General features: G+C 72.5%; 17 protein-coding genes and 1 tRNA gene. 9 read left to right on the top strand and 9 right to left on the bottom strand.

What is annotated here, in order from left to right:
• Positions 1-31: 31 nt before the first annotated feature.
• Positions 32-1,522, top strand: a complete 1,491-nt coding sequence (locus tag KUM42_RS19025) for an amidohydrolase family protein (RefSeq protein ID WP_237494083.1) — start codon at positions 32-34, stop codon at positions 1,520-1,522.
• Positions 1,523-1,594: 72 nt separating this feature from the next.
• Positions 1,595-2,422: an IclR family transcriptional regulator C-terminal domain-containing protein gene (locus KUM42_RS19020; protein ID WP_237494082.1), complete on the top strand. Its 828-nt coding sequence runs from the start codon at positions 1,595-1,597 to the stop codon at positions 2,420-2,422.
• A gap of 220 nt (positions 2,423-2,642) precedes the next feature.
• Here KUM42_RS19020 and polA read toward each other — a convergent pair whose 3' ends face one another.
• The gene (polA, locus tag KUM42_RS19015) at positions 2,643-5,384 is read right to left on the bottom strand and encodes a DNA polymerase I (RefSeq protein ID WP_237494081.1); all 2,742 of its coding nucleotides are present in this window, start codon (positions 5,382-5,384) and stop codon (positions 2,643-2,645) included.
• A 71-nt stretch (positions 5,385-5,455) separates the two neighbouring features.
• Between polA and KUM42_RS19010 the strand changes: the two genes are divergently transcribed.
• The 5 genes from KUM42_RS19010 (at position 5,456) to KUM42_RS18990 (ending at position 10,260) form a co-directional block, all read left to right on the top strand.
• The gene (locus KUM42_RS19010) at positions 5,456-5,860 is read left to right on the top strand and encodes a PaaI family thioesterase (protein WP_237494080.1); all 405 of its coding nucleotides are present in this window, start codon (positions 5,456-5,458) and stop codon (positions 5,858-5,860) included.
• A 196-nt stretch (positions 5,861-6,056) separates the two neighbouring features.
• Positions 6,057-7,361: a branched-chain amino acid ABC transporter permease gene (locus KUM42_RS19005; protein WP_237494079.1), complete on the top strand. Its 1,305-nt coding sequence runs from the start codon at positions 6,057-6,059 to the stop codon at positions 7,359-7,361.
• A 4-nt stretch (positions 7,362-7,365) separates the two neighbouring features.
• Positions 7,366-8,364 carry a branched-chain amino acid ABC transporter permease gene (locus KUM42_RS19000; protein WP_237494078.1) on the top strand — a complete coding sequence of 333 codons (999 nt, stop codon included), beginning with the start codon at positions 7,366-7,368 and terminating at the stop codon, positions 8,362-8,364.
• A complete protein-coding gene (locus KUM42_RS18995) occupies positions 8,354-9,412 on the top strand; it encodes an ABC transporter ATP-binding protein (protein ID WP_237494077.1) in 1,059 nt (352 codons plus the stop codon). Before KUM42_RS19000 ends, KUM42_RS18995 begins: the two co-directional genes overlap by 11 nt.
• The gene (locus KUM42_RS18990) at positions 9,409-10,260 is read left to right on the top strand and encodes an ABC transporter ATP-binding protein (RefSeq protein WP_237494076.1); all 852 of its coding nucleotides are present in this window, start codon (positions 9,409-9,411) and stop codon (positions 10,258-10,260) included. The genes KUM42_RS18995 and KUM42_RS18990 overlap by 4 nt, the downstream gene beginning before the upstream one ends.
• Positions 10,261-10,454: 194 nt before the next feature.
• Here KUM42_RS18990 and KUM42_RS18985 read toward each other — a convergent pair whose 3' ends face one another.
• The 4 genes from KUM42_RS18985 to KUM42_RS18970 form a co-directional block, all read right to left on the bottom strand.
• Positions 10,455-10,865: a DUF1772 domain-containing protein gene (locus tag KUM42_RS18985; protein ID WP_237494075.1), complete on the bottom strand. Its 411-nt coding sequence runs from the start codon at positions 10,863-10,865 to the stop codon at positions 10,455-10,457.
• A 17-nt stretch (positions 10,866-10,882) separates the two neighbouring features.
• Complete coding sequence (locus KUM42_RS18980) at positions 10,883-11,311, bottom strand: hypothetical protein (RefSeq protein ID WP_237494074.1); 429 nt, start codon at positions 11,309-11,311, stop codon at positions 10,883-10,885.
• 83 nt (positions 11,312-11,394) lie between these two features.
• Complete coding sequence (locus tag KUM42_RS18975) at positions 11,395-12,756, bottom strand: ABC transporter substrate-binding protein (RefSeq protein ID WP_237494073.1); 1,362 nt, start codon at positions 12,754-12,756, stop codon at positions 11,395-11,397.
• A 228-nt stretch (positions 12,757-12,984) separates the two neighbouring features.
• Complete coding sequence (locus KUM42_RS18970) at positions 12,985-13,605, bottom strand: ANTAR domain-containing response regulator (RefSeq protein ID WP_255557520.1); 621 nt, start codon at positions 13,603-13,605, stop codon at positions 12,985-12,987.
• A gap of 69 nt (positions 13,606-13,674) precedes the next feature.
• Here KUM42_RS18970 and KUM42_RS18965 point away from each other — a divergent pair.
• Together KUM42_RS18965 and KUM42_RS18960 are read left to right on the top strand one after the other, a co-directional pair.
• Positions 13,675-13,748 (top strand) — tRNA-Leu (locus tag KUM42_RS18965).
• 147 nt (positions 13,749-13,895) lie between these two features.
• Positions 13,896-15,746 (top strand): aminotransferase class V-fold PLP-dependent enzyme, encoded by a 1,851-nt coding sequence (locus KUM42_RS18960; RefSeq protein ID WP_237494072.1) that lies wholly within the window; start codon positions 13,896-13,898, stop codon positions 15,744-15,746.
• A gap of 76 nt (positions 15,747-15,822) precedes the next feature.
• On the opposite strand, the gene KUM42_RS18955 is transcribed toward KUM42_RS18960, so the two are convergent.
• The 4 genes from KUM42_RS18955 to gltB form a co-directional block, all read right to left on the bottom strand.
• On the bottom strand, positions 15,823-16,722 hold the full coding sequence (locus tag KUM42_RS18955; RefSeq protein ID WP_237494071.1) for an acyl-CoA thioesterase II: 900 nt from the start codon (positions 16,720-16,722) through the stop codon (positions 15,823-15,825).
• Positions 16,719-18,134, bottom strand: coding sequence for a pyruvate kinase (pyk, locus tag KUM42_RS18950; protein WP_237494070.1), 1,416 nt, complete (start codon positions 18,132-18,134; stop codon positions 16,719-16,721). The genes KUM42_RS18955 and pyk overlap by 4 nt, the downstream gene beginning before the upstream one ends.
• A 159-nt stretch (positions 18,135-18,293) precedes the next feature.
• Positions 18,294-19,781 (bottom strand): glutamate synthase subunit beta, encoded by a 1,488-nt coding sequence (locus KUM42_RS18945; RefSeq protein WP_237494069.1) that lies wholly within the window; start codon positions 19,779-19,781, stop codon positions 18,294-18,296.
• Positions 19,774-24,447 carry a glutamate synthase large subunit gene (gene gltB, locus KUM42_RS18940; RefSeq protein ID WP_237494068.1) on the bottom strand — a complete coding sequence of 1,558 codons (4,674 nt, stop codon included), beginning with the start codon at positions 24,445-24,447 and terminating at the stop codon, positions 19,774-19,776. The genes KUM42_RS18945 and gltB overlap by 8 nt, the downstream gene beginning before the upstream one ends.
• Between the last annotated feature and the right edge of the window lie 296 nt (positions 24,448-24,743).

Genomic DNA, 24,743 nt, shown 5'->3' with positions numbered 1-24,743 from the left:
GTCGTCCGTCACTGTCCCGAGGAGATCCCCGATGTCCCAGTCCGACAACGGCGTCGGCCACCCGGCGCCCGGCCAGGCGGTCGTGCTGCGCAACGGCACCGTGCTGACCATGGACGCTGCGCACACCGTCCTCACCGACGCCGACGTCCTGGTCGTGGGCGACCGCATCGCCGCGGTGGGCCACCGGCTCGACGTCCCCGAGGGCACCGCCGAGATCGACGCGGCCGGCGGCATCGTGATGCCCGGGATGATCGACACCCACCGGCACATGTGGCAGACCACGATGCGCGGCTACGGCGCCGACTGGACCCTGACCCAGTACTTCGTCTGGTACTACCTCGAGCACGGCACGGCCTTCCGCCCCGAGGACGTGCACGCCGGCAACCTGCTCTCGGCCTGGGACGCGCTGGAGGCCGGGGTCACCACCACCGTCGACTGGTCGCACGGGCTGCAGACCGTCGACCACGCCGAGGCCGCCGCCGACGCGCTGCTCGCCGTCCCCGGCCGATTCGTGCTCGCCTACGGCAACATCCAGGCCGGCCCCTGGGAGTGGGCCACCGACCCGGGCGTCCAGGCCTTCCTCCGCCGTCGGCGCGACGAGGGCAAGCTGGGGCTGCAGCTGGCCTTCGACGTCACCGGCGACCCGGCGTTCCCGGAGAAGGCCGCGTTCGAGGCCGCCCGCGAGCTGGACCTGCCGGTCACCACCCACGCCGGCGTGTGGGGCGCGACCAACGACGACGGCATCCGGCTGATGCACGAGCACGGGTTCATGACCCCCGAGACGGTCTACGTGCACGCCGCGACGCTCAGCACCGACTCCTACCACCGGATCGCGGCCACCGGCGGCTCGGTCTCGGTGTCGACGGAGTCCGAGCAGAGCGCCGGGCAGGGCTACCCGCCCACCTGGCAGGTGCGCCGGCACGGCATCCCGGTCTCGCTGTCGATGGACACCAGCGTGTGGTGGAGCAGCGACCTGTTCTCCGCGATGCGGACGACGCTGGGCGCCGACCGGTCCCGCGAGCACCTGGAGGCCCACGTCAAGGGCGAGACCGTCACCTCGGTGCACCTGCGCGCCGAGCAGGTCGTCGACTGGGCCACCCGCGGCGGCGCTGCGGCGCTGGGCCGCGACGACCTGGGCAGCCTGGAGGTCGGCAAGAAGGCCGACGTCGTGCTGGTCAAGAACGACCGCTCACCGGTGTCCTTCCCGCTGCTGAACCCCTACGGCCACATCGCCTTCCAGGCCCAGCGCGGCGACGTGCACACCGTCCTGGTCGACGGCCGGGTGGTGAAGAGCGACCACCAGCTCGTCGGGGTCGACCTGCCCGCCGTGCGCCGCACGGTCGACGCCACCGTCGAGCACCTGCGGTCCACGATGGGCGAGGAGGCGTGGACGGCCGGGATGAACCCGCAGCTGCCCAGCGACGAGCTGCTGGACAACCCGTACTCCTACACCGAGTACAAGTCGGCCAGCACGCACGACGCCCGCGGCAGCCTCTTCGGCGACGAGGTCACCACCAGCTGACCGCGGTGCCGTCCCGCCACCGGGCGGGACGGCACGCAGGCACCGGACGACGGACGGCGGGAGGAGGCGGACATGGCGGGTCGGGGAACCGGGCCGGACTTCGTGGAGGCGCTGGCCCGCGGGCTGGACGTGCTGGCCTGCTTCGACGCCGAGCGGCCGGTGATGTCGCTGTCGGACGTGGCGGCGGCCGCCGACCTGGCCCGGCCGACCGCGCGCCGGCTGCTGCTCACCCTGGAGGAGCTGGGCTTCGTGCGCAGCTCCGGCGGGGAGTTCCGGCTGACCCCCAAGGTGCTCACCCTGGGCATGGCCTACGTCGGGTCGCTGGGCCTGTGGGACATCGCCCGGCCACACCTGGAGTCCCTCGTCGCGCGCAGCGGCGAGTCCTCCTCGATGGCCCAGCTGGACGGCTCGGACATCGTCTACGTCGCCCGGGTCGCGGTGCCGAAGCTGATCGCGCTGCGGGTCGAGATCGGGACGCGGTTCCCGGCCGTGCAGACCTCGCAGGGCAAGGTGCTGCTGGCCGCGCTGTCGGCGGCGGAGCTCGACGCCGCCCTCGCCGAGCCCAGCAGGTCGGGGTTGCCGCCCTACATCGGCCGCTCCAGGGAGCAGCTGGGCACCGAGCTCACCGAGGTGCGAGCTCGCGGGTGGGCGCTGGCCGACGAGGAGCTGGCGCCGGGGGTGCGGTCGGTCGCGGTCCCGGTGCGCGATGCGACCGGTGCGGTGCGGGCGGCGATGAACGTGACCGTGCACGCCGCGGAGACCTCCGTCGAGACCCTGCTCGCCGACCACCTGCCGCTGCTGCTGCGCACCGCCGGCGACGTCAGCGCCGAGTGGGCGCTGTGGCAGTCCCGGCCGTACACCGAGGTGGCCCGCCGCACGGATCGCCCCGCCACCGCCTGAGCCGGCGCGCCGACGTCGACGGACGCCCTCGTCGGACTGCTGACGTCGTCGCCCCGCCGACCGTCGCCCGCCGTCGTCCGACCGCCGACGTCGTCCTCCCGCACCGATGTCCGTCCCACCGCATCAGCACTGCAGCGGTGGGACGGACGGTGGTCAGCCGGAGGACCTCGTCCCCCTCACGAGCCCGGGGCGAGCTGTTCGACGAGGCCGGACGGGTCCGTCAGTGGGCGGCGTCGTTCCAGGTCTTCCCGAAGCCGACGGAGACCTCCATGGCCACCGACAGCTGCGCGGCACCCGCCATCTCGCGGCGGACCAGGGTCTCCAGGGCCTCGTGCTCGCCCTCGGCAACCTCGAGCACCAGTTCGTCGTGGACCTGCAGCAGCATCCGCGACCGGAGCCCCTCGTCCTCGATCGCCTTCTCCACCTTCAGCATGGCGACCTTGATGATGTCGGCGGCCGAGCCCTGGATCGGTGCGTTGAGCGCCATCCGCTCGGCCATCTGCCGCCGCTGCCCGTTGTCGCTGGTCAGGTCGGGCAGGTAGCGCCGCCGCCCCAGCGTCGTCTCGGTGTAGCCGGTCTGCCGGGCGTCGTCGACCACGCCGTCCAGGTAGTCACGGATGCCGCCGAAGCGCTCGAAGTAGGCGTGCATCTGCTCCCGGGCCTCCTCGACGGAGATGTTCAGCTGCCCCGACAGCCCGTAGGCGCTCAGCCCGTAGGCCAGCCCGTAGCTCATCGCCTTGATCCGCCGGCGCATCTCCGGGTCGACCTGCTCGATCGGGATGCCGAATGCCCGCGACGCGACGAAGGAGTGCAGGTCCTCCCCCGAGCTGAAGGCCTCGATCAGGCCGGCGTCCTCGGACAGGTGGGCCATGATCCGCATCTCGATCTGGCTGTAGTCGGCGGTCATCAGCGACTCGTGGCCGGCGCCCACGACGAACGCCTGCCGGATGCGGCGGCCCTCGGCACTGCGGATCGGGATGTTCTGCAGGTTCGGGTCGGTGGAGGACAGCCGCCCGGTCGCCGCGATCGTCTGCTGGAACGTGGTGTGGATGCGGCTGTTGTCGTCGACCATCGGGATGAGCCCGTCGATGACGGTGCGCAGCCGGGTGACGTCGCGGTGCCGCAGCAGGTGCTCGAGGAACGGGTGGCCGGTGGAGGCCAGCAGCGAGGTCAGCGCGTCGGCGTCGGTGGTGTAGCCGGTCTTGTTCTTCTTCGTCTTCGGCAGGCCCAGCTCGTCGAAGAGCACTGCCTGCAGCTGCTTGGGGGAGCCGAGGTTGATCTCCTTGCCGATGACCGCGTAGGCCTCCTGCGCGGCGTCGGCGACCGCGGCGGCGAACTCCTGCTGCAGCTCGTGCAGGAACGCCAGGTCCACGGCGATCCCGCGGTGCTCCATCGACGCGAGCACCCGGGTCAGCGGCAGCTCGATGTCGGTGAGCAGGTGGTCCCCGCCCTTCTGGCCGAGCACCTGCTCCAGGGCGTCGGAGAGGTCGTTGACCGCGACCGCCTTGAGGACGTCGGCGTGCGCGGCCTCCGCGGCCACGTCCTCCTCGGTGGGGCCGAGCCCGTCCAGGGTCAGCTGGGCGGGCTGCGCCTCCTGGTCCCGGATCTCGCGCTTGAGGTAGCGGACGGCGAGGTCGGGGAGGTCGAAGGACCGCTGACCCGGCGCGGCCAGGTAGGCGGCCAGCGCCGTGTCACTGGCGATGCCCTGCAGGTCCCAGCCGCGCTCGAACACCGCCAGCAGCGGGCCCTTGACGTCGTGCACGATCTTCGGCCGGGCCGGGTCCCGCAGCCAGGCGGCCAGCGCCTGCTCGTCGGCGGGGTCCAGTGTCGGCCCCAGGTCGACGAAGGTGGCGTGGTCGTCGGCGGCGGCCAGCGCCAGGCCGGTCAGCTCGCCCACCCCGCGGCCCCACGTGCCGCGGAAGACCACGCCGGTGTGCCCGGTGCGGGCGTGCGCGTCCAGCCACTCCCCCAGCCCGCCGGCGGCCAGCACGTCGGCGGTGACGTCGAAGCCGCCGTCCACCTCCGGCTCCGGGGTGGCCAGGGTGGCGAACAGCCGGTCGCGGAGCACCCGGAACTGCAGGTTGTCGAAGAGGGTGTGCACCTCGTTGCGGTCCCAGGGCTGCACGGCGAGGTCGGCCGGGCCCAGCTCCAGCGGCACTGCTCGGTCCAGCTCGGTGAGCCGGCGGTTCTGCATCACCTGGGACAGGTGCTCGCGCAGCTTCTCCCCGACCTTGCCCTTGACCGTGTCGACCTGGTCGACCAGCGCGTCCAGCGACCCGTACTCCCGGATCCACTTGGCGGCGGTCTTCTCCCCCACGCTCGGGATCGACGGCAGGTTGTCGCTGGGGTCGCCACGCAGCGCGGCGAAGTCCGGGTACTGCGTCGGGGTCAGGCCGTACTTGGTCTCGACCTCCTCCGGGGTGAACCGGGTCAGGTCCGAGACGCCCTTGCGGGGGTAGAGCACGGTGACGTGGTCGTTGACCAGCTGCAGCGCGTCGCGGTCACCGGTGCAGATCGCGACGTCCATGCCCTGCTCGACCGCCTGCACGGTGAGGGTGGCGATGACGTCGTCGGCCTCGTAGTTCTCCGCGGTGATCACCGGGACGTGCAGCGCGCCCAGGACCTCCTGCACCAGGCTGACCTGGCCGCGGAAGTCGGTGGGGCTCTCGGACCGGTTCGCCTTGTACTCCGCGAAGATCTCGCTGCGGAAGGTCTTGCGGCTGACGTCGAAGGCGACCGCGAGGTGCGTGGGCTGCTCGTCGCGCAGCACGTTGATCAGCATCGACGTGAAGCCGTAGACGGCGTTCGTCGGCTGACCGGTGGTGGTCGAGAAGTTCTCCACCGGCAGGGCGAAGAAGGCCCGGTAGGCCAGCGAGTGGCCGTCGAGCAGCAGCAGCCGGGGGCGGGCGCCGTCGGCGCTCGCAGCGGCGGTGGACTGGGGGGCGGCGACCGGAGCTGACATCGCCGTCGATCCTATGTCCGGGGTACGACCGTCCGGACCCCGCGCGCTCCCCCGCTGGCTACGGTGCCCCGGTGACCACACCCCGCCCGGACTGGCTGCCCCCGCTGACCGGCCCGCTGGACGCCAAGCTCGGCATCGAGATCGTCGACTGGGACCCCGACCGCCTGGTCGGCACGATGCCCGTGGCCGGCAACGAGCAGCCCTTCGGCCTCCTGCACGGCGGGGCGACCTGCACCCTGGCGGAGTCCCTCGGGTCGGTGGCCGGCCTGCTGCACGCGGGGCCCGGGGCCGGCGTCGTGGGCATCGAGCTGTCGGCCAGCCACCTGGGCGCGGCGCGGTCGGGCACCGTCACCGCCGTCTGCACCCCGGTGCACCGCGGCCGGACGCTGGCCACCTTCCTGATCGCGGTCTCCGACGACACCGGCCGGCCCACCGCCAGCGTCCGGCTGACCTGCCTGCTGCGCCCCGCCCGCTGAGGGCCGGTCGTGCACGACCGTTCGGTAGCACGTCGGCGTGTCGCAGAAAGGTCACGGTGTGTCCCTGCAGGTCGTTCCGCGTAACAGGCGTGGGTTACTGTCCCGGCTCAATCAACGGCTGGGAGGTCGAGTGACGCACGCGCCACAGCGCGCCCGAGAGCACGGTCAGAGCCGCACGGCAGACCGCGGCCAGGCGGTGGTCCCCACCCGCCGACGTCGGTCCCGGGGCCTCCCCGGCCGCCGTCCACTGGTCCTGACCCTGCTGCTCGCCGCCTTCACCATGGCGCTGGCCATGCTCGTGCCGGGCGTCGCCTCGGCCGCGAACGAGTCGGTCACCGGCACCCTGCAGACGAGCAAGAGCGGGCCCATCGCCGGGGTCCCGGTCACGGTCGAGACCGCCGCCGGCGCCGCGGTCGACACCGCCGAGACCGACGCCAACGGGCGCTTCGCCGTCCCGGTCCCCGGTCCGGGCGACTACAAGGTCTCCATCGACCCGAAGGCCCTGCCCGACGGCGTCGAGCTGGGGTCCAAGGGCGAGACGCTGACCGTCACCGTCGGCCCCAACCGCGCCCAGCCGGTGCTCTTCGGCCTGGCCGACGGCACCTCCAACGGCGGCGGCGGGTCGGTCGAGGCCGTCCAGCTGCTCGTCGACGGCATCCGCTTCGGCCTGCTCATCGCCGTCTGCGCGGTCGGCCTGTCGCTGATCTACGGCACGACGGGCCTGACCAACTTCGCCCACGGTGAGCTCGTCACCATCGGCGCGGTCGTCGCCTGGTACGTCAACGTCAAGGCCGGCGTCCCGCTGATCCCGGCCACGCTGATCGCGATGGTGGTCGGTGCGGCCGTGGGCGCGCTCAACGAGCTGGCCATCTGGCGGCCGCTGCGCCGCCGCGGCACCGGCCTGGTCGCGGCGCTGGTCGTCTCCATCGGCCTGTCGATGCTGCTGCGCTACCTGGTCCAGATCGTCTACGGCGGCTTCTCCAGCCCGTATGCGGACTTCCAGACCCAGCGGGCCGTCGACTACGGCGTCTTCACCATGACCAACCGGTCGCTGGCCTCGATCGTCATCTCGGTCGTCGTCCTGGTGCTCGTGGCCCTGATGCTGCAGCGCACCAAGATCGGCAAGGCCATGCGGGCGGTCGCGGACAACCGCGACCTGGCCGCCTCCTCGGGCATCGACGTGAACCGCGTGATCCTCGTGGTCTGGATGATGGGCGGGGCACTGGCCACCCTCGGTGGCGTGCTGCTCGGCCTGTCCGACCAGGTCCAGTGGGACATGGGCTTCCGCCTGCTGCTCCTCATGTTCGCCGGCGTCACCCTCGGCGGTCTCGGCACCGCCTACGGCGCCCTCGTCGGCAGCCTCATCGTCGGTGTGTTCGTGCAGATGTCCACCCTCGTCATCCCCAGTGACGTGAAGTACGTCGGAGGGCTCCTTCTGTTGATCGTCATCCTCGTTCTGCGGCCCCAGGGCATCCTGGGCAGCCGGGCCCGGATCGGCTGACGCCATGTCCGAGCTCCTCGACGCGTTCGCGATCGCCGGCAAGGCGTTCTTCGGCTTCCAGGCGATCTTCTTCGCCCTGCTGGCCATCGGCATCAACGTGCACTTCGGCTACACCGGGCTGCTGAACTTCGGGCAGATCGCCTTCGCGATGCTCGGCGGCTTCGGCATCGCCATCTCCGTCAGCATGTGGGGCCTGCCCTTCTGGGTCGGCGTCATCGTCGGTGTGGCCGCCGCCGTGGTCCTGGCGCTGCTGCTGGGTCTGCCGACCCTGCGGTTGCGCGCGGACTACCTCAGCATCGTCACCATCGCCGCCGCGGAGGGCCTGCGCCTGCTCTTCCGCTCGGTCTCGGCCACGCCGGTGACCGGTGGCACCCGGGGCCTGTCGGCCTTCAACGCCGACTTCATCAACCTGGCCCCCTGGGACCCGGCCGGCCGCCACCAGATCCTGGGCACGTCCTGGAGCGGTGGCGAGCTGTGGGTGGCGCTGATCGGCTGGATCCTGGTGATCCTCTCCAGCCTGCTGGTCTGGCAGCTCATGCGCAGCCCCTGGGGCCGGGTGGTCAAGGCCATCCGTGAGGACGAGGACGCCGTCCGGGCGCTGGGCAAGAACGTCTACGCCTACAAGATGCAGGCCCTGGTGCTGGGCGGTGTGATCGGCGCCTTCGGCGGCATGGTCTACGCCGTCGCCACCGGGTCGGCGATCCCCGACCAGTACCAGAACGCCAACACGTTCCTGGCCTACGCGGCGCTCATCCTCGGCGGTGCGGCCCGCGTGCTCGGCCCGGTCATCGGGTCGATGCTGCTGCTGTTCATCCTGCAGTTCGCCGACACGGGCCTGCGGGCGCTGATCGACAACGGCGTCATCCCGGAGAGCCTGCTGTCCTCCACCGACGTCGCCCAGATCCGCTTCGTCCTCGTCGGCCTGGGGCTCATGCTGTTGCTGGTGTTCCGACCGCAGGGCATCTTCGGTGACCGACGAGAGGTGATGCTCGATGCCCGCTGACCCGTCCGCACACGGCGCCCACGCAGCGAAGCCCGAGGAGCTGTCCACCGCCCAGGCCGCGGCTGTCGGCGGTGCCACCACGACCGGCCGGCCCGCCCCCCAGCGGCTGGCCCAGGCTGCGCTCGCCGACCTGCCCTGGCAGGTCGGGGTGGCCAAGCCCGACCCGGCGATCGTCGTCGACGGCGTCACCCGCGTCTTCGGTGGCCTCACCGCGGTCTCGGTCGACCACCTCGAGATCCAGCGCGGTGGCATCACCGGCCTGATCGGACCGAACGGCGCCGGCAAGACCACGCTGTTCAACCTGATGACCGGCTTCGACCAGCCCAACACCGGCACGTGGTCCTTCGACGGCAAGGACCTCGGCAAGCTGGCCCCCCACCAGGTGGCCCGGCTCGGCGTGGTGCGCACCTTCCAGCTGACCAAGGCGCTGTCCCGGCTCACCGTGCTGCAGAACATGCTGCTCGGCGCCCAGGGCCAGCGCGGCGAGAGCTTCCTGCGGGCCCTCGTGCCCGGCGGGTGGCGCGCCCAGGAGAGGGAGAACACCGAGAAGGCGATGGACCTGCTCCGGCGGTTCAAGCTCGACGCCAAGAAGGACGACTTCGCCGGCATCCTCTCCGGCGGTCAGCGCAAGCTCCTGGAGATGGCCCGCGCGCTGATGAGCGACCCCAAGGTCGTCATGCTCGACGAGCCGATGGCCGGGGTGAACCCGGCGCTGACCCAGAGCCTGCTCGGGCACGTCAAGGACCTCCGCGAGGAGGGCATGACGGTCATCTTCGTCGAGCACGACATGGACGTCGTCCGCGACATCAGCGACTGGGTCGTGGTCATGGCCGCCGGCAAGGTCATCGCCGAGGGCCCGCCGGAGTCCATCTCGCAGAACCAGGCGGTCGTCGACGCCTACCTGGGCGCGCACCACGACGCCCCGCTCACCGTCGAGGAGGAGGACCGGGTCCTCGCCGAGGTGGAGGCGGAGATCGCCCGCGAGGAGCACGGCGCACCGCACGTCCCGAATGCCGAGCGCAGTGACGAGAAGGGTGGTCTGGTGTGAGCGAGCCGCTGTTCGAGGTCGACGAGACCGGCGAGGACGTCACCCGCGCGCAGACCGTCGCCACCGGCGAGCTGTCCCCCGCGGAGAAGGCCGCCACCCGCGAGGAGCACCTGAAGCTCGCCGAGGGCGCCCTGGTGCGGGCCGACGACCTGGTCGCCGGCTACGTGCCCGGGGTCAACATCCTGCGTGGCTGTGACTTCTACCTGCAGGACGGCGAGCTCGTCGGCATCATCGGGCCCAACGGTGCCGGCAAGTCGACGCTGCTGAAGACGCTGTTCGGGCTCATCCCGGTGCGCTCGGGTGGGGTGACGCTGCGCGGTGAGTCGATCACCGGTGCACCGGCGCACCAGCTGGTGTCGATGGGCGTGGGCTACGTGCCGCAGAACAACAACGTGTTCCCCTCGCTGTCCATCGAGGAGAACATGCAGATGGGCGTGTACCTGCGGCCCAAGTCGTTCAAGGAGCGCTTCGACTACGTCGTCGACCTGTTCCCGCTGCTCGGTGAGCGGCGCAAGGGCAAGGCCGGGTCGCTGTCCGGCGGTGAGCGGCAGATGGTCGCGATGGGCCGCGCGCTGATGATGGACCCGTCGGTGCTGCTGCTCGACGAGCCGTCGGCGGGCCTGTCCCCCGCCTACCAGGACGAGGTGTTCATCCGCTGCCGGCGGATCAACGCCACCGGCGTCTCGATCATCATGGTCGAGCAGAACGCCCGCCGGTGCCTGCAGATCTGCGACCGCGGCTACGTGCTGGACCAGGGCCGCAACGCCTACACCGACACCGGCCAGTCGCTGATGAACGACCCGAAGGTCATCGAGCTGTACCTGGGCACCCTGGCCAAGGCCAAGTAGCTCCACCCGCTCGCTTCGAACGGCGTCGTCCCTGCCCCGGGACGACGCCGTTCGTCGTCCCGGGCCCGACACGAGGCCCGAGCCGGTCCGGCCTCGGCCGGTCGCCTGGCCCGGACGACCTCACCCCGGACGACCTGGGCCCGGACGGCGTCATCCCCACGTCCACAACCCGATCAGCGGCGGCCGGGACGGTCTCAGCCCAGCACGGCCCAGGCGCTGACGGCTGCGTTGGCGGTGGCCGCGGCGACCCGCAGCGAGTCGGCGCGCAGCAGCCCGGCGTAGGCGGCGGCGTCGAAGCCGTCGGTGAGCTGCCGGTGCCGGGGCACGGCCAGCAGCGCGGTGACCGCCAGCACCGCCGCCAGGCAGACCGCGCTGGCCACCACCCCCAGCAGCCGGACTCCCTCGGGCCGGTCGAGCAGCAGCCAGCCGGTGGTGACCAGCTGCCCGGCGAACAGCGGCCCGACCACCCGGGAGATGCGCTGGGAGTGGCTGCGCTCGTAGGCGGCCGAGGCGTCCGCCGGGACCGCGGTGAACTGCGGGTAGACCAGCGCCCGAACGGTCCACTGGAAGCCCGCGTAGGCGCCCACCAGGAGCAGGTGCGCCACCGCGACGACGCTCACCGTCACGGGGCCGGCTCAGCGGCCGTGCCGCGCGAGGCCTGCTCGGCGGCCGTGCCGCGCGGAGTCGCCCCGGCGGCCTTGCCACGCGGGGCCTGCTCGACGGCCGTGCCGCGGGGCGCGGGCTTGGCGGCCTTGCCGCGCCAGCGCAGGCTCTGCGCGTCGAGCTGGCGCAGCAGCGGGTCACCCTCGGCCGAGATCCGCTCGGCCACGTCCACCGCCGCGCGCAGCTGCGCGTCGTCCAGCTGCGTGAAGGCCGGTGAGCGGCCGCGGTCCAGGACGTCGTACCAGCGGCCCCCGACGGCGTGGTCGAGCACGATCCGCCCGAAGCAGTGGTCGGCGGTCACGACCCACCGCTCGGCGCGGGCCCGGCGGGGCAGCTCGTCGAGCACCAGCTCGCGGTAGCGGGCCAGCAGGGGCGCACGGTCGTCCACGGAGACGAGTCTGCCCCCTGGACAGCACTGCGGCCCGGCACCCCGAGGGGTGCCGGGCCGCAGCCAGGAGCGGGTTCAGCGCATCAGCGCTGCGGGCCCACGCCGTTCGTGTTCAGACCCTGGATGATCCGGGAGGACTCCTCGAACCCGATGACGACGATGCCGTCGGGGGCGAAGGTGGTCATCTGCTGGACCTCGGCGTCGTAGTTCGCGGCCTGCGGGTCGTAGATGACCGTCTGGATCGAGTCCTCGGAGAGACCACCGGCGATCAGGTTGTTCTTGGTGTTCTCCGCCAGGCCCGTGCCGTACGGGTCGTTGGTGGCGAGGATGCCGACGGTGTTGTTGCCGTCCTGCAGGATCAGGTCCGACAGGGCGGTGGCCTGCAGGGTGTCCGGGGGCGCGGTGCGGAAGTACAGCCCCTGGTCGGCGTAGTCGGTGAACTGGTCGGACGTGTTCGCCGGGGAGATCTGCATGACGCCGGCCTGCGTGATCGTGTCGATCACGGTCAGGCTGACACCGGAGGACGCGGCACCGACGATCGCGTTGACGCCGGACTGCAGGAGGCGGTCGACGGTCTGGGTGGCGGTGTCGGTGGAGGCGTCACCGGAGTCACCGGTCACCAGCGTGATCGGCTGGCCGAGGACACCGCCCGCGGCGTTGATGTCGTTGATCGCCAGCTGGACGCCGGCGACCTCCGGCGGGCCGAGGAAGGCGAGGTTGCCGGTCTCGGGCAGCAGGGTGCCGATGGTGAGCGGCTTGTCGGTGGTGGCGCCCGCCGCGACCGGCGCAGGGCCGGCCTCGGTGGTGGCGTTGGCCTCGTCACCGGCGATGACGAAGTTGGTCTTGCTGTCGTCGAGGGCGTTGTCGGTGCCGAACTGCAGCAGACCGAAGCTGGCCTGGGCCGGCTCCCCGGCCTCGGCGAAGCTCAGCGGACCGGAGATGCCGTCGTAGTCGACGTTCCCGCCGGCCTTGATGATCTCCACGCAGGCGGCGAAGTCGGAGCACTTGTCGCCACCCACGGTGAGGGCGTTGACGTAGGGCCCGAAGGTGCGCGCGTCCGTGCTGCCGGCCGACTGCGAGGCCATGGCGATCAGCATCACGGCGTCGTAGGACTCACCGGCGTAGTTGAAGTCCTTGAGGTTCGGGTCGACCTTCTTGAGCCGGTCGGTGAAGTCCGGCCCGAGCTTCGTGAGGGGCGTGGTGCCCTTCATGCCGGCCAGTGCGCCCTGGGCCTGGAAGTCCTCGCCGAGGGCGTTGCCCATGTTGCCGTCGGTGCCGTAGACGTTGACCTGCTTGGCCCCGCCGCCGGTGGCAGCGGACGAGCCGCCGGCGGAGGCTCCGGCGGAGCTGCCGGCCGCGTCGTCGCTGCTGCCGCCGCAGGCGCTCAGGGCGAGCAGTGCCGCGCCGGAGAGGGCGGTGGCGCGGGCGATCGTGCCTGTGCGCATCAAGAAACTCCCGAGGGGTGTGAGTACGTCTCCATCGCCCCGCGGCAGGCCAGGTGCGCCTGCCGGGGCCCGATCAGTGGGGAGAAACCTAACCGCCACCGATCGGGTGGAGAGCACTGCTGTGTGCACCGTGATGAGGTCGTGACCTCCGCGTCGCACCGGTGCCACACGGCGGACACGCCGACACATCGGCGCAACACGCCGGGGTCGTCACCCCGGCGTCACCGGTCAGACCCCGGCGGGACCCGTCACCGACGCACTGTCGCCCGCCGGCGTCTCCGTGGCGAGGATCGCCTCGGAGAGCGCGCGCATCGACGTGCGCTCGTTCATGGCGGTGCGCTGGATCCAGCGGAACGCCTCGGCCTCGGTGATGCCGCGCTCGGCCATCAGGCGGCCCTTGGCCTGCTCGACGACCTTGCGCGCCTCCAGCCGCTCCTTGAGGTCGGTGACCTCGGCGTCGAGGGCGTGCATCTCCTGGAAGCGGCCCACGGCGACCTCGATCGCCGGGACGAGGTCGTTCTTGTTGAACGGCTTGACGAGGTAGGCCATCGCGCCGGCGTCGCGGGCGCGCTCCACCAGCTCGCGCTGGCTGAAGGCGGTCAGCACGATCACCGGGGCGATCCGGGCGGAGGCGATCTGCTCGGCGGCGGCGATACCGTCCAGCACGGGCATCTGGACGTCGAGGATGACGAGGTCGGGTCGCAGCTGCTGGGCCTGGTCGACGGCCGCCTGGCCGTCACCGACCTCGGCGACGACGACGTAGCCCTCCTCCTCCAGCATCTCCTTGAGGTCGAGACGGATGAGAGCCTCGTCCTCGGCGATGAGGACCCTGGTCGGTGCGTTGGTCACGCGGTGATCCTATCGGCCGACGAGCCGGGCGCAGGGCCCGATAGGCTGCCAGCTCACCCGGTCGTGCCGGCCCCCGTACCCCAATCGGCAGAGGGAGCGGATTCAAAACCCGCGCAGTGTGCGTTCGAGTCGCACCGGGGGCACCCCAGGACGAGCGCGGTCCGCCGTGGAGCGGCCGCCTCGCACGTGCAGGCCGGGTCGCCCCTGCCGTCGGTGCCGCAGGAGGACGTGGGCCCGCGGCCCGGCGCCCCACCGCCACGACCTCGGCCCCCGGCCAATACCGTGACCGCGTGACCGGACACATGACCCCCGAGGAGTTCCGCCAGCACGGCCACGAGGTCGTCGACTGGATCGCCGACTACTGGGGCCGCGTCGGCGAGTTCCCCGTCCGGTCGCAGGTCTCCCCCGGCGACGTGCGGGCCGCGCTGCCCGACTCCGCGCCGGAGCAGGGCGAGCCGTTCTCGGCGGTCATGGCCGACCTCGACCGGGTCGTGATGCCGGGCATCACCCACTGGCAGCACCCGGGGTTCTTCGGCTACTTCCCGGCCAACACCTCCGGGCCCTCCGTCCTCGGTGACCTGCTGAGCGCGGGCCTGGGCGTGCAGGGCATGTCCTGGGTGACCAGCCCCGCGGCCACCGAGCTCGAGCAGCAGGTCATGGACTGGCTGGCCGAGCTGCTCGACCTGCCCGCGAGCTTCCGTTCCACCGGCACCGGCGGCGGCGTCGTCCAGGACTCCAGCTCCGGGGCGAACCTGATCGCGCTGCTGGCCGCGCTGCACCGGGTGAGCAGGGGCGCCACGCTGCGGCACGGGGTGCGCCCGGAGGACCAGACGGTCTACGTCTCCGCGCAGACCCACAGCTCGATGGAGAAGGCCGCCCGCATCGCGGGCCTGGGCACCGAGGCGATCCGGGTCGTCGAGGTCGACGCCGACCTGGCCATGAGCCCGCGCGCGCTCGCCGCCCGGATCGAGCGCGACGTCGCCCGCGGGTTCACCCCCGTGCTGGTCTGCGCCACGGTCGGCACCACCTCCACCACCGCGATCGACCCGCTGGCCGAGATCGGCCCGATCTGCCAGGAGCACGGCGTGTGGCTGCACGTCGACGCCGCCTACGCCGGGGTCGCGGCCGTGGTGCCGGAGCTGCGGCAGCTGCAGGCCGGCGTCGAGTGGGCCGACAGCTACACCACCGACGCGCACAAGTGGCTGCTCACCGGCTTCGACGCCACGCTGTTCTGGGTGGCAGACCGGGCGGCGCTGACCGGCGCGCTGGCGATCCTCCCCGAGTACCTCCGCAACGCCGCCACCGACGCCGGTGCGGTCGTCGACTACCGCGACTGGCAGATCGAGCTGGGGCGGCGCTTCCGGGCGCTCAAGCTGTGGTTCGTCGTCCGCTGGTACGGGGCCGAGGGCCTGCGCGCGCACATCCGCGAGCACGTCGCGCTGGCCCAGGAGCTGGCCGGCTGGGCCGCGGCGGACGAGCGGTTCGACGTCGCCGCCCCGCACCCGCTGTCGCTGGTCTGCCTGCAGCCGCGCTGGGCACGCGGCGTGGACGCCGACGTGGCCACGATGACGCTGCTGGAGCGGCTCAACGACGGCGGCGAGGTCTTCCTGACCCACACGACCGTCGACGGCGCTGCGGTGCTGCGGGTGGCCATCGGTGCCCCGGCGACCACCCGGGCGCACGTCGAGCGGCTGTGGGCGCTGCTGTGCGAGGGCCACGACTGGCTGGCCAACGACTTCGAGGAGCAGGCGCGCGAGCAGCGGGAGGCCGAGGCCGCCGAGCGCGCCCGGGCCGAGCAGGAGCGGGCGGAGCGCGAGCAGGCCGCACGCGAGCAGGCAGCGCAGGACCAGGCAGCGCAGGAGCAGGCGGCGCAGGAGGGGGCACCGGAGCAGGCAGCGCCGGACGAGGCAGGTCAGGAGCAGCCCGACGAGGTCGCAGATGTCACGCCGGCACCGCAGACCGCGTCGGCCGACCAGCCCGCACCGACGACGGTCACCAGCGAGGTCCCCGTCCCGGCCGCCGAGACCCCGGATCTCGAGACTGCGCACGCCGAGACCCCGCACCTCGAGGCCCCCGCCGTCGAGACCCCCGCCGACTGGGACGAGTCCCGGGCCCAGGCGGAGGCCCAGCAGACGGACTGACGCCCACCGTGCCCTCAGCGGGCTCGCCGGGTCCCGGTGACCCCGCTGGGCGCACACCCGGCGCACTCGGCCGGGCTCACTCCAGGGAGCGGATGAGCCCCTCCTGGACGGCGGTGGCCACGTGGGTCCCATCGGCGGCCCAGATCTGCCCGAAGCACAGCGCCCGGCCGCTGGCGGCCGCGGGGCTGTCGGTCTCGTAGAGGAACCACTCGTCGGCCCGCACCGGCCGGTGGAACCAGACGGCGTGGTCCAGGCTCGCGCCGATCGTCGTCCCGCTCCAGCCGCCACCGATCCGGGCGAGCCCGGCCGACAGCAGCGTCAGGTCGCTGACGAAGGTCAGCGCCGCGGCGTGGACGGCGTCGTCGTCGGGCAGCCGGCCGGCGACCCGGAACCAGACCCGCGAGGCGGTGTTCGGGGGCAGCCGCGGCTGGGGGTCGAACGGGTCGGCCAGGTAGCGCTGCTCCACCGCCCGCTCCAGCACGCGGAGCACCGCACCCTGCTCGGGGTGGGCGGCGGCGACCTCGGCCAGCCCGGGCAGCGACTCCGGTCCGGGCACCTCGGGCATCGGCAGCGAGTGCTCGACCAGCGGCCGCTCACCGGCGGTGAAGTCCGCGGTCAGCGCGAAGATGGCGACGTCGGAGCCCTTGCGGGTCTGGCGGGCCACCACGCGCCGGGTGCTGAACGACCGGCCCTCGCGGATCCGGTCCACCTCGTAGCGGATCTCCTCGTGCGGGTCACCGGGCCGCAGGAAGTAGGAGTGCAGCGAGTGCACCACCCGCTCGGCGGACACCGTGGCGTTGGCCGCGGCCAGTGCCTGCGCCGCGACCTGCCCACCGAAGATCCGCTGCAGGGGCGTGCGGGGCGTGGTGCCGACGTAGAGGTCCGGACCCCGTTCCTCCAGGTCCAGCACCACCATCAGCCCGGCGGCCGGGGTGTCCCCCGGCGCGCCGCCGTCCCGCACGTCCCCGGCGGTCACGCCTCGGAACCCACCTCGTGCACCCGCACCAGGTTGGTGGTACCGGCCATGTTGGGCGGGCTGCCGGCGACGATGACGACCTGGTCGCCCTCGTTGAGCCGGCCGATGGACAGCAGCGAGAAGTCGACCTGACCGACCATGTCGTCGGTGTGGGTGACCTCGGGGACCAGGAAGGTCTCCACGCCCCACGACAGCGCCAGCCGGCTGCGCACCCGCGGGTCGGTGGTGAAGGCGAGGATCGGCAGCCGGGTCTTCACCGACGCCAGGCGCTGCGCGCTGCGGCCGGTGGAGGTGAACGCCGCGAGCGCCGCCACGTTCAGCGCCTCGCCGACGTCCTTGGCCGCGCGGACCATGGCGCCGGGGCGGGAGTGGGTGGCGTGCTTGAGCGGCGGGGCGAGGATCTCGTCGGTCTCGACGGCGGCGATGATGCGCTCCATCGTCTTGACCGCCACGATCGGGAACTTGCCGACCGAGGTCTCCCCGGACAGCATCACCGCGTCGGCACCGTCGAGGACGGCGTTGGCGACGTCGGAGGCCTCGGCGCGGGTCGGCCGGGAGTTCTCGATCATCGACTCGAGCATCTGCGTGGCCACGATGACCGGCTTGTTGCGCTCGCGGGCGGCCTGGACGGCGCGCTTCTGCACCATCGGCACCTGCTCGAGCGGCAGCTCCACGCCCAGGTCGCCGCGGGCGACCATGACGCCGTCGAACGCGTCGCAGATGGCGTCGAGGTTCTCGATGGCCTCGGGCTTCTCCAGCTTGGCGATCACCGGGACCTCGACGTCCTCCTGGCGCATGACCTCGCGCACCAGCTCGACGTCCTTGGCGTGCCGGACGAAGGACAGGGCGATGAAGTCGACGCCGAGGGAGAGCGCGAAGCGCAGGTCGGCGGTGTCCTTGTCGGACATGGCCGGGACGCTGACGGCGACACCGGGCAGCGACAGGCCCTTGTTGTTCGACACCGGCCCGCCCTCGAGGACCAGGCAGAACACGTCGGGCCCGGAGACCTCGACGACGGTGAGGGCGATCTTGCCGTCGTCGACGAGCAGCCGGTCACCGACGCGGGCGTCGTTGGCCAGGTCCTTGTAGGTGGTCGAGACGCGCTCGGCGGTGCCGGGGACGTCCTCGACGGTGACGCAGACCCGGCTGCCGGTCTCCCAGACCACCGGCCCGTTCTCGAAGGTGCCGAGGCGGATCTTGGGGCCCTGCAGGTCGGCGAGGATCGCCACTGCGCGGCCGACCTTGTCGCTGGCCTGGCGCACGAGGCGGTAGGCCGTCTCGTGGTCGGCGTGCTTGCCGTGGCTGAAGTTGAGGCGGGCGACGTCCATGCCGGCCTCGACGAGGGCGGTGATCTGCTCCAGCGAGGCGGTGGCCGGGCCCAGCGTGCAGACGATCTTCGCGCGACGTGACATGGGGCAGAAACTAGTCGCCCCTCCGAGGGAGACGGCGGACCGGGTCCGCCGTGTCCCCCGGAGGGGCGGGAGTCGTTCCAGACGTCCTGAGGGGCGGGGAGGACCCCGCCGCCCGTCGCGGCGTGCGGAGCACGTCACGGGGGGCGGCGGGACCCTGCCTCAGGACAGCGGGGCGGCGGTCGGCGTGACCGGCCGGGGCAGCATCGAGTCGCCGGTCAGCCAGTTGTCGACCGCACCCGCGGCGGCGCGGCCCTCGGCGATCGCCCAGACGATGAGCGACTGGCCGCGGCCCATGTCACCGGCCACGAAGACCCCGGGGACGGTGGACATGTACTCGTCGTCCCGAGCCACCCGGCCGCGCTCGTCGACGCCGCAGCCCAGCTGCTCCACCAGGCCCACGGTCTCCGGGCCGGTGTAGCCCAGCGCCAGCAGCACCAGGTCGGCCGGCAGCTCGCGGGTGCTGCCCGGCCTGGGCTGCCGCTTGCCGTCGACGACCTCGATCTCGACGACCTCCAGCGCGCGGACGTTGCCCTCGCCGTCGTCGAGGAAGCGCTCGGTGTTGACCGCGAAGAGGCGGTCGCCGCCCTCCTCGTGGGCCGGGGAGACCCGCAGGATCATCTCGTAGGTCGGCCACGGGTTGTCCTGCGGACGGCTGCCGGCCGGGGCCGGCTTGTAGTCCAGCTGGGCCACCGTCGCCGCGCCCTGGCGCAGCGCGGTGCCGAGGCAGTCCGCGCCGGTGTCGCCGCCGCCGATGATGACCACGTTCTTGCCGCGGGCGTTGATCGGCGGGTCGTCGAGCTCGCCGAGTGCCTCGAGGTTGCCCCCGGGCAGGAACTCCATGGCGAAGTGGACGCCGGCCAGGTCACGGCCGGGCAGCGGCAGGTCCCGCGCCACCGGCGTGCCGATGGCCAGGACGACGGCGTCGAACTCCTCGCGCAGCTGCTCGGTGGTCACCGCGCCCTCGCCGGTGCCGCCGACGTTGACGTCGGTGACGAAGCGGGTGCCCTCGGCGCGCATCTGGTCCAGCCGCCGGTCCAGGTGGCGCTTCTCCATCTTGAACTCGGGGATGCCGTAGCGGATGAGCCCGCCGATCCGGTCGTCCCGCTCGAAGACGGTGACCTCGTGCCCGGCCCGGGTGAGCTGCTGCGCGGCAGCCAGGCCGGCCGGCCCGGACCCGACGACGGCGACCTTGCGACCGGTGAGCTCCGCCGGCGGCTGCGGGGTGACCCAGCCGTTGACGAAGGCCTGGTCGATGATCTCCCACTCGATGTTCTTGATGGTGACCGGCGCGTTGTCCAGGTTGAGCACGCACGCGGACTCGCAGGGTGCGGGGCAGAGCTTCCCGGTGAACTCCGGGAAGTTGTTCGTCGCGTGCAGCCGCTCGATCGCCTCCCGCCAGTCGTCCCGGCGAGCGAGGTCGTTCCACTCCGGGATCAGGTTGCCCAGCGGGCAGCCGTGGTGGCAGAACGGGATGCCGCAGTCCATGCAGCGCGCCGCCTGCTCGCGGACGGCCTGCACCGGGAAGACGGCGTCCTCCCCGGTGTCGCGGGTGAGGTACACCTCCTTCCAGTCCAGCAGGCGCAGGTCGACCGGGCGCCGCGGCGGCGTCTGCCGGTCGAACTTCAGGAACCCCGTTGCATCAACCACGTGCGGCCTCCATGACAGCTCGGTCCACGTCGTGCCCGGCGGCCTCGGCGGCCCGTCGGGCCTCCAGGGCGCGCCGGTAGTCACGCGGCATGATCACGCTGAACCGCTCGGACCAGCGGCCCCAGTCGGCGAGCAGGCTGCTGGCCACGGTCGAGCCGGTGGCCGCGCGGTAGCGCACCAGCACCTCCCGCAGCCACTGCGACGCCTCGGCGTCGAGCGTCTCGACCTCCACCATCTCCCGGTTGACCCGGTGGTGGGCGAGGTCGAGGACGTAGGCGACGCCACCGGACATGCCGGCGGCGATGTTGCGCCCGGTCTCGCCCAGGATCACCGCGCTCCCGCCGGTCATGTACTCGAGCGCGTGGTCGCCCACGCCCTCGACGACGGCCAGGGCACCGGAGTTGCGGACGCAGAACCGCTCCCCCACCCGGCCGCGCAGGAACAGCTCGCCGGAGGTCGCGCCGTAGCCGATGACGTTGCCGGCGATGACGTTGTCCTCCGCGGCGAAGGTCGCCTCCGGGGCCGGGCGGACGACGATGTGCCCGCCGGACAGCCCCTTGCCGACGTAGTCGTTGGCGTCGCCGACCAGGGTCATGGTGATCCCGCGCGGCAGGAAGGCGCCGAAGGACTGACCGGCCGACCCGGTGAAGGTCAGGTCGATCGTGCCGTCGGGCAGCCCCTCGCCACCGAAGCGGCGGGTGACCATCGAGCCCAGCATCGTGCCGACGGTGCGGTTGACGTTGCGCACCGGCAGCTCCAGGTGCACCGGGCGGGCGTCGAGCAGCGCGCCCTCGCAGAGCTGGATCAACGTCTGGTCCAGGGCGACGTCCAGCCCGTGGTCCTGGTCGCGCACCTTGCGCCGCGGGGTGCCCTCGGGCATGTCCGGGACGGCGACGATCGGGCTCAGGTCGATGCCCGAGGCCTTCCAGTGGTCGACCGCCGGGGCGACGTCGAGCAGCTCGGCGTGCCCGACGGCCTCGTCGATCGAGCGGAAGCCGAGGGCCGCGAGGTACTCGCGCACCTGCTGGGCGATGAACTCGAAGAACGTCACGACGAACTCCGGCTGCCCGGTGAACCGCTTGCGCAGCTCCGGGTTCTGCGTCGCGACGCCGACCGGGCAGGTGTCGAGGTGGCAGACGCGCATCATCACGCAGCCCTCGACCACCAGCGGTGCGGTGGCGAAGCCGAACTCCTCGGCACCCAGCAGCGCGGCGACGATGACGTCGCGGCCGGTCTTCATCTGCCCGTCGACCTGCACCACGATCCGGTCGCGCAGCCCGTTGGCCAGCAGCGTCTGCTGGGTCTCGGCCAGGCCGATCTCCCACGGGGTGCCGGCGTGCTTGAGCGAGGTCAGCGGTGCTGCACCGGTGCCCCCGTCGAAGCCGGAGACCAGGACGACGTCGGCCTTGGCCTTGCTGACCCCGGCCGCCACCGTGCCGATCCCGGACTCCGAGACCAGCTTGACGTGCACCCGCGCCTCGTTGTTGGCGTTCTTGAGGTCGTGGATGAGCTGCTTGAGGTCCTCGATCGAGTAGATGTCGTGGTGCGGCGGCGGGCTGATCAGGCCGACGCCGGGCGTGGAGTGCCGGGTGCGGGCGATCCAGGGGTAGACCTTGCTGCCGGGCAGCTGGCCGCCCTCGCCGGGCTTGGCCCCCTGGGCCATCTTGATCTGGATGTCGTCGGCGTTGACCAGGAACTCGCTGGTCACCCCGAAGCGGCCGCTGGCCACCTGCTTGATGCCCGAGCGCCGCAGGTCGCCGTTGGCGTCGGGGACGAAGCGCGCCGCGTCCTCGCCGCCCTCACCGCTGTTGGACCGCCCACCCAGCCGGTTCATCGCGATGGCCAGCGTCTCGTGTGCCTCGGCGGAGATCGAGCCGTAGCTCATCGCCCCGGTCTGGAAGCGCTTGACGATCTCGCTGATCGGCTGCACCTCCTCGATCGGCAGCGCGGGGCGCTCGCCGGTCTTGAGCGCGAACAGCCCGCGCAGCGTGGCGGCCTTGGCCGACAGCCCGTCGACGGCCTCGGTGTACCGCTGGAAGACGTCGTACTGCCGCGACCGGGTGGCGTGCTGGAGCAGGAACACCGTCTCGGGGTTGAACAGGTGCACCTCGCCCTCGCGGCGCCACTGGTACTCCCCACCGGTCTCCAGCCGGCGGTGGGCGGTCTCGGTGGCGTTCGGCGGCCAGGCCCGGCGGTGGCGCATGGCCACCTCCTCGGCGAGGACGTCGAGCCCGACGCCGTCCAGGGTGGCCGGGGTGCCGGTGAAGTACTCCTCGACGACGGCCTTGCTCAGGCCGACGGTCTCGAAGATCTGCGCCATCGTGTACGAGCCGACGGTGCTGATGCCCATCTTGCTCATCACCTTCAGCACGCCCTTGCCCATGGCCTTGACCACGTTGCGGACGGCCTGCGCCGGCTGCACCCCGGTGAGGGTGCCGGTGCGGATCAGGTCCTCGACGCTCTCGAAGGCCAGGTAGGGGTTGACCGCGGCCGCGCCGTAGCCCAGCAGCAGCGCGACGTGGTGCACCTCGCGGCAGTCGCCGGTCTCCACGACCAGGCCGACCTCCATCCGGGTGCGCTCGCGCACCAGGTGGTGGTGGACGGCGGCGGTCATCAACAGCGACGGGATCGGCGCGCGCTTCTCGTCGCTGTCGCGGTCGGACAGCACGATGACCCGGGCACCGGCGGCGATGGCCTTGCTGACCTTGGTGCGCAGGTCGGTGATCGCCTGGGCCAGCGCCGCTCCCCCACCGGTGACGTCGAAGTGGCCGGTGATCCGCACGGCGGCGAAGCCGGGCAGGTCGCCGTCGTCGTCGATGTGCAGGATCTTGGCCAGCTCGTCGTTGTCGATGACCGGGTAGGGCAGGAACACCTGCCGGCAGGACGCCGGGGTGGCGCCCAGCAGGCTCTGCTCCGGGCCGAAGGTGCGGCCCAGGCTGGTCACCAGCTCCTCGCGGATGGCGTCCAGCGGCGGGTTGGTGACCTGGGCGAAGAGCTGGCTGAAGTAGTCGTAGAGCTGCCGGGAGCGGTCCGACAGCGACGCGATCGGGGTGTCGCTGCCCATCGAGCCGATCGGCTCGGCACCGCTGGCCGCCATCGGCTGCACCAGGATGCGCAGCTCCTCCTCGGTGTAGCCGAAGAGCTGCTGCCGGCGCACGACGGACTCGTGGCTGGGCCGCGCGCGGCGGCGGTCGGGCAGCGTGGGCAGGTGCACCAGGCCGGCGTGCAGCCAGTCCTCGTAGGGCTCGGCGGTGGCCAGGTCGCCCTTGACCTCCTCGTCGCCGACGATCCGCCCGGCGGCGGTGTCGACGAGGAACATCCGGCCCGGCTGCAGCCGGCCCTTGGCCACGACGTCGCCGGCGGGGATGTCGAGCACCCCGGCCTCGCTGGCCAGCACGACCAGGTCGTCCTTGGTGCGCCACCAGCGGCCCGGGCGCAGGCCGTTGCGGTCCAGGACGGCGCCGATCAGCGTGCCGTCGGTGAACGCGACGCAGGCCGGACCGTCCCAGGGCTCCATGATCGAGGAGTGGAAGCGGTAGAACGCGCGGCGGGCGGCGTCCATCTCGGCGTGGTTCTCCCACGCCTCCGGGATCATCATCAGCACCGCGTGCGGCAGTGAACGCCCGGACAGGTGCAGCAGCTCGAGCACCTCGTCGAAGGTGGCCGAGTCGCTGAAGTCGCTGGCGGTGACCGGGAAGATGCGCTCCAGGCCGAGCTCGCTGGCCGGGCCGGCCGGGCCGTCGAACAGCCCGGTCTCCAGCTTCGCCTCACGGGCCCGCATGCGGTTGCGGTTGCCCTTGATGGTGTTGATCTCGCCGTTGTGGGCGATGAACCGGAACGGGTGCGCCAGCGGCCAGCTCGGGAAGGTGTTGGTGGAGAACCGGCTGTGCACCAGGGCGATCGCCGACTCGTAGCGCTCGTCTCGCAGGTCGGGGAAGAACGCCGGCAGCTGGTCGGTGGTCAGCATGCCCTTGTAGGTGAGGGTGCGCGAGGACAGCGAGGCGACGTAGCAGCTGCTGCCGGCCTCGCGGGCGGCCCGCTCGACCCGCTTGCGCAGCACGAACGCCCGGCGCTCCAGCCGGGTGACGCCGTTCGGGGCCGTGGTGCCACCGAAGGCGGCCGCGTCGGCGCGGGCGCCGGTGGTCTCGGCGACGAACAGCTGGGCGAAGTGCGGCATGACCGCGCGCGCGGTGGGGCCGAGGTCGGCACCGTCGGGGTCGACCGGCAGCTCGCGCCAGCCGAGGACGGTGAGCCCCTCCTCCGCGGCGATCGCGGTGACGGTGTCGACGACCGACGCCCGCTCGTCGGCGTCCGTCGGCAGGAACGCGATGCCGACGGCGTACTCGCCGGCCGGGGGCAGGTCGAAGCCGACACTGGCCCGCAGCAGCCCGTCGGGCACCTGGGTGAGGATGCCCGCGCCGTCACCGGAGTTCGGCTCGGAGCCGGCGGCGCCGCGGTGGTCGAGGTTGTGCAGCGCGGTCAGCCCGGCGGCCACGATCGACCGGGAGCGGCGTCCGCGGGCGTCGGCCACGAAGGCGACACCGCAGGCGTCGTGCTCCCGCGCCGGGTCGTAGAGACCCGAGGCGGCCGGGAGGCTGGAGAACGGGACCGGCGAGGGGGCAGCCGGCAGCGGCTGTCCTGCGGTGGGGGCGGCGAGGTCGGACATGTGTCACTCCCGTCGTCGGCTGGCCGCGGCGCCGGGTCCGGACCGTCGGCGAGGACGGCCCGGGGGCGCTGGTGCGGGGGGTCACGTCGACCCCGCCGGGTGGTCAGAGCGGTGGGGTGGTGCAGGGAGGTCGAACGGTGCGGTCCGTCGGGTGGGGCAGCGGGGCCGGTGGCGGAGCCAGGCCTCGTGGTACCGCGCAGCCCACGGCGTGGTGGCCGTGAGGTGGTCGTGCGCGGGGCAGCGCTGGCCCGGTTCCGACGTCGCCGGCCGGCCCAGGATCACTGGTCGGCCGAAAG

The sequence above is a fragment of the Modestobacter sp. L9-4 genome, assembly GCF_019112525.1.
Lineage (GTDB): Bacteria > Actinomycetota > Actinomycetes > Mycobacteriales > Geodermatophilaceae > Modestobacter.
Note: the sequence above shows the minus strand (reverse complement) of the source record. Positions and strands in the feature narration are given on the sequence as shown.

Coding starts and splice junctions, on each gene's coding strand:
- KUM42_RS19025 (WP_237494083.1), top strand. CDS start 32: ATGTCCCAGTCCGACAACGGCGTCGGCCACCCGGCGCCCGGCCAGGCG.
- gltB (WP_237494068.1), bottom strand. CDS start 24,447: ATGTCCGACCTCGCCGCCCCCACCGCAGGACAGCCGCTGCCGGCTGCC.
- KUM42_RS18975 (WP_237494073.1), bottom strand. CDS start 12,756: ATGCGCACAGGCACGATCGCCCGCGCCACCGCCCTCTCCGGCGCGGCA.
- KUM42_RS19000 (WP_237494078.1), top strand. CDS start 7,366: ATGTCCGAGCTCCTCGACGCGTTCGCGATCGCCGGCAAGGCGTTCTTC.
- pyk (WP_237494070.1), bottom strand. CDS start 18,134: ATGTCACGTCGCGCGAAGATCGTCTGCACGCTGGGCCCGGCCACCGCC.
- KUM42_RS18995 (WP_237494077.1), top strand. CDS start 8,354: ATGCCCGCTGACCCGTCCGCACACGGCGCCCACGCAGCGAAGCCCGAG.
- polA (WP_237494081.1), bottom strand. CDS start 5,384: ATGTCAGCTCCGGTCGCCGCCCCCCAGTCCACCGCCGCTGCGAGCGCC.
- KUM42_RS19020 (WP_237494082.1), top strand. CDS start 1,595: ATGGCGGGTCGGGGAACCGGGCCGGACTTCGTGGAGGCGCTGGCCCGC.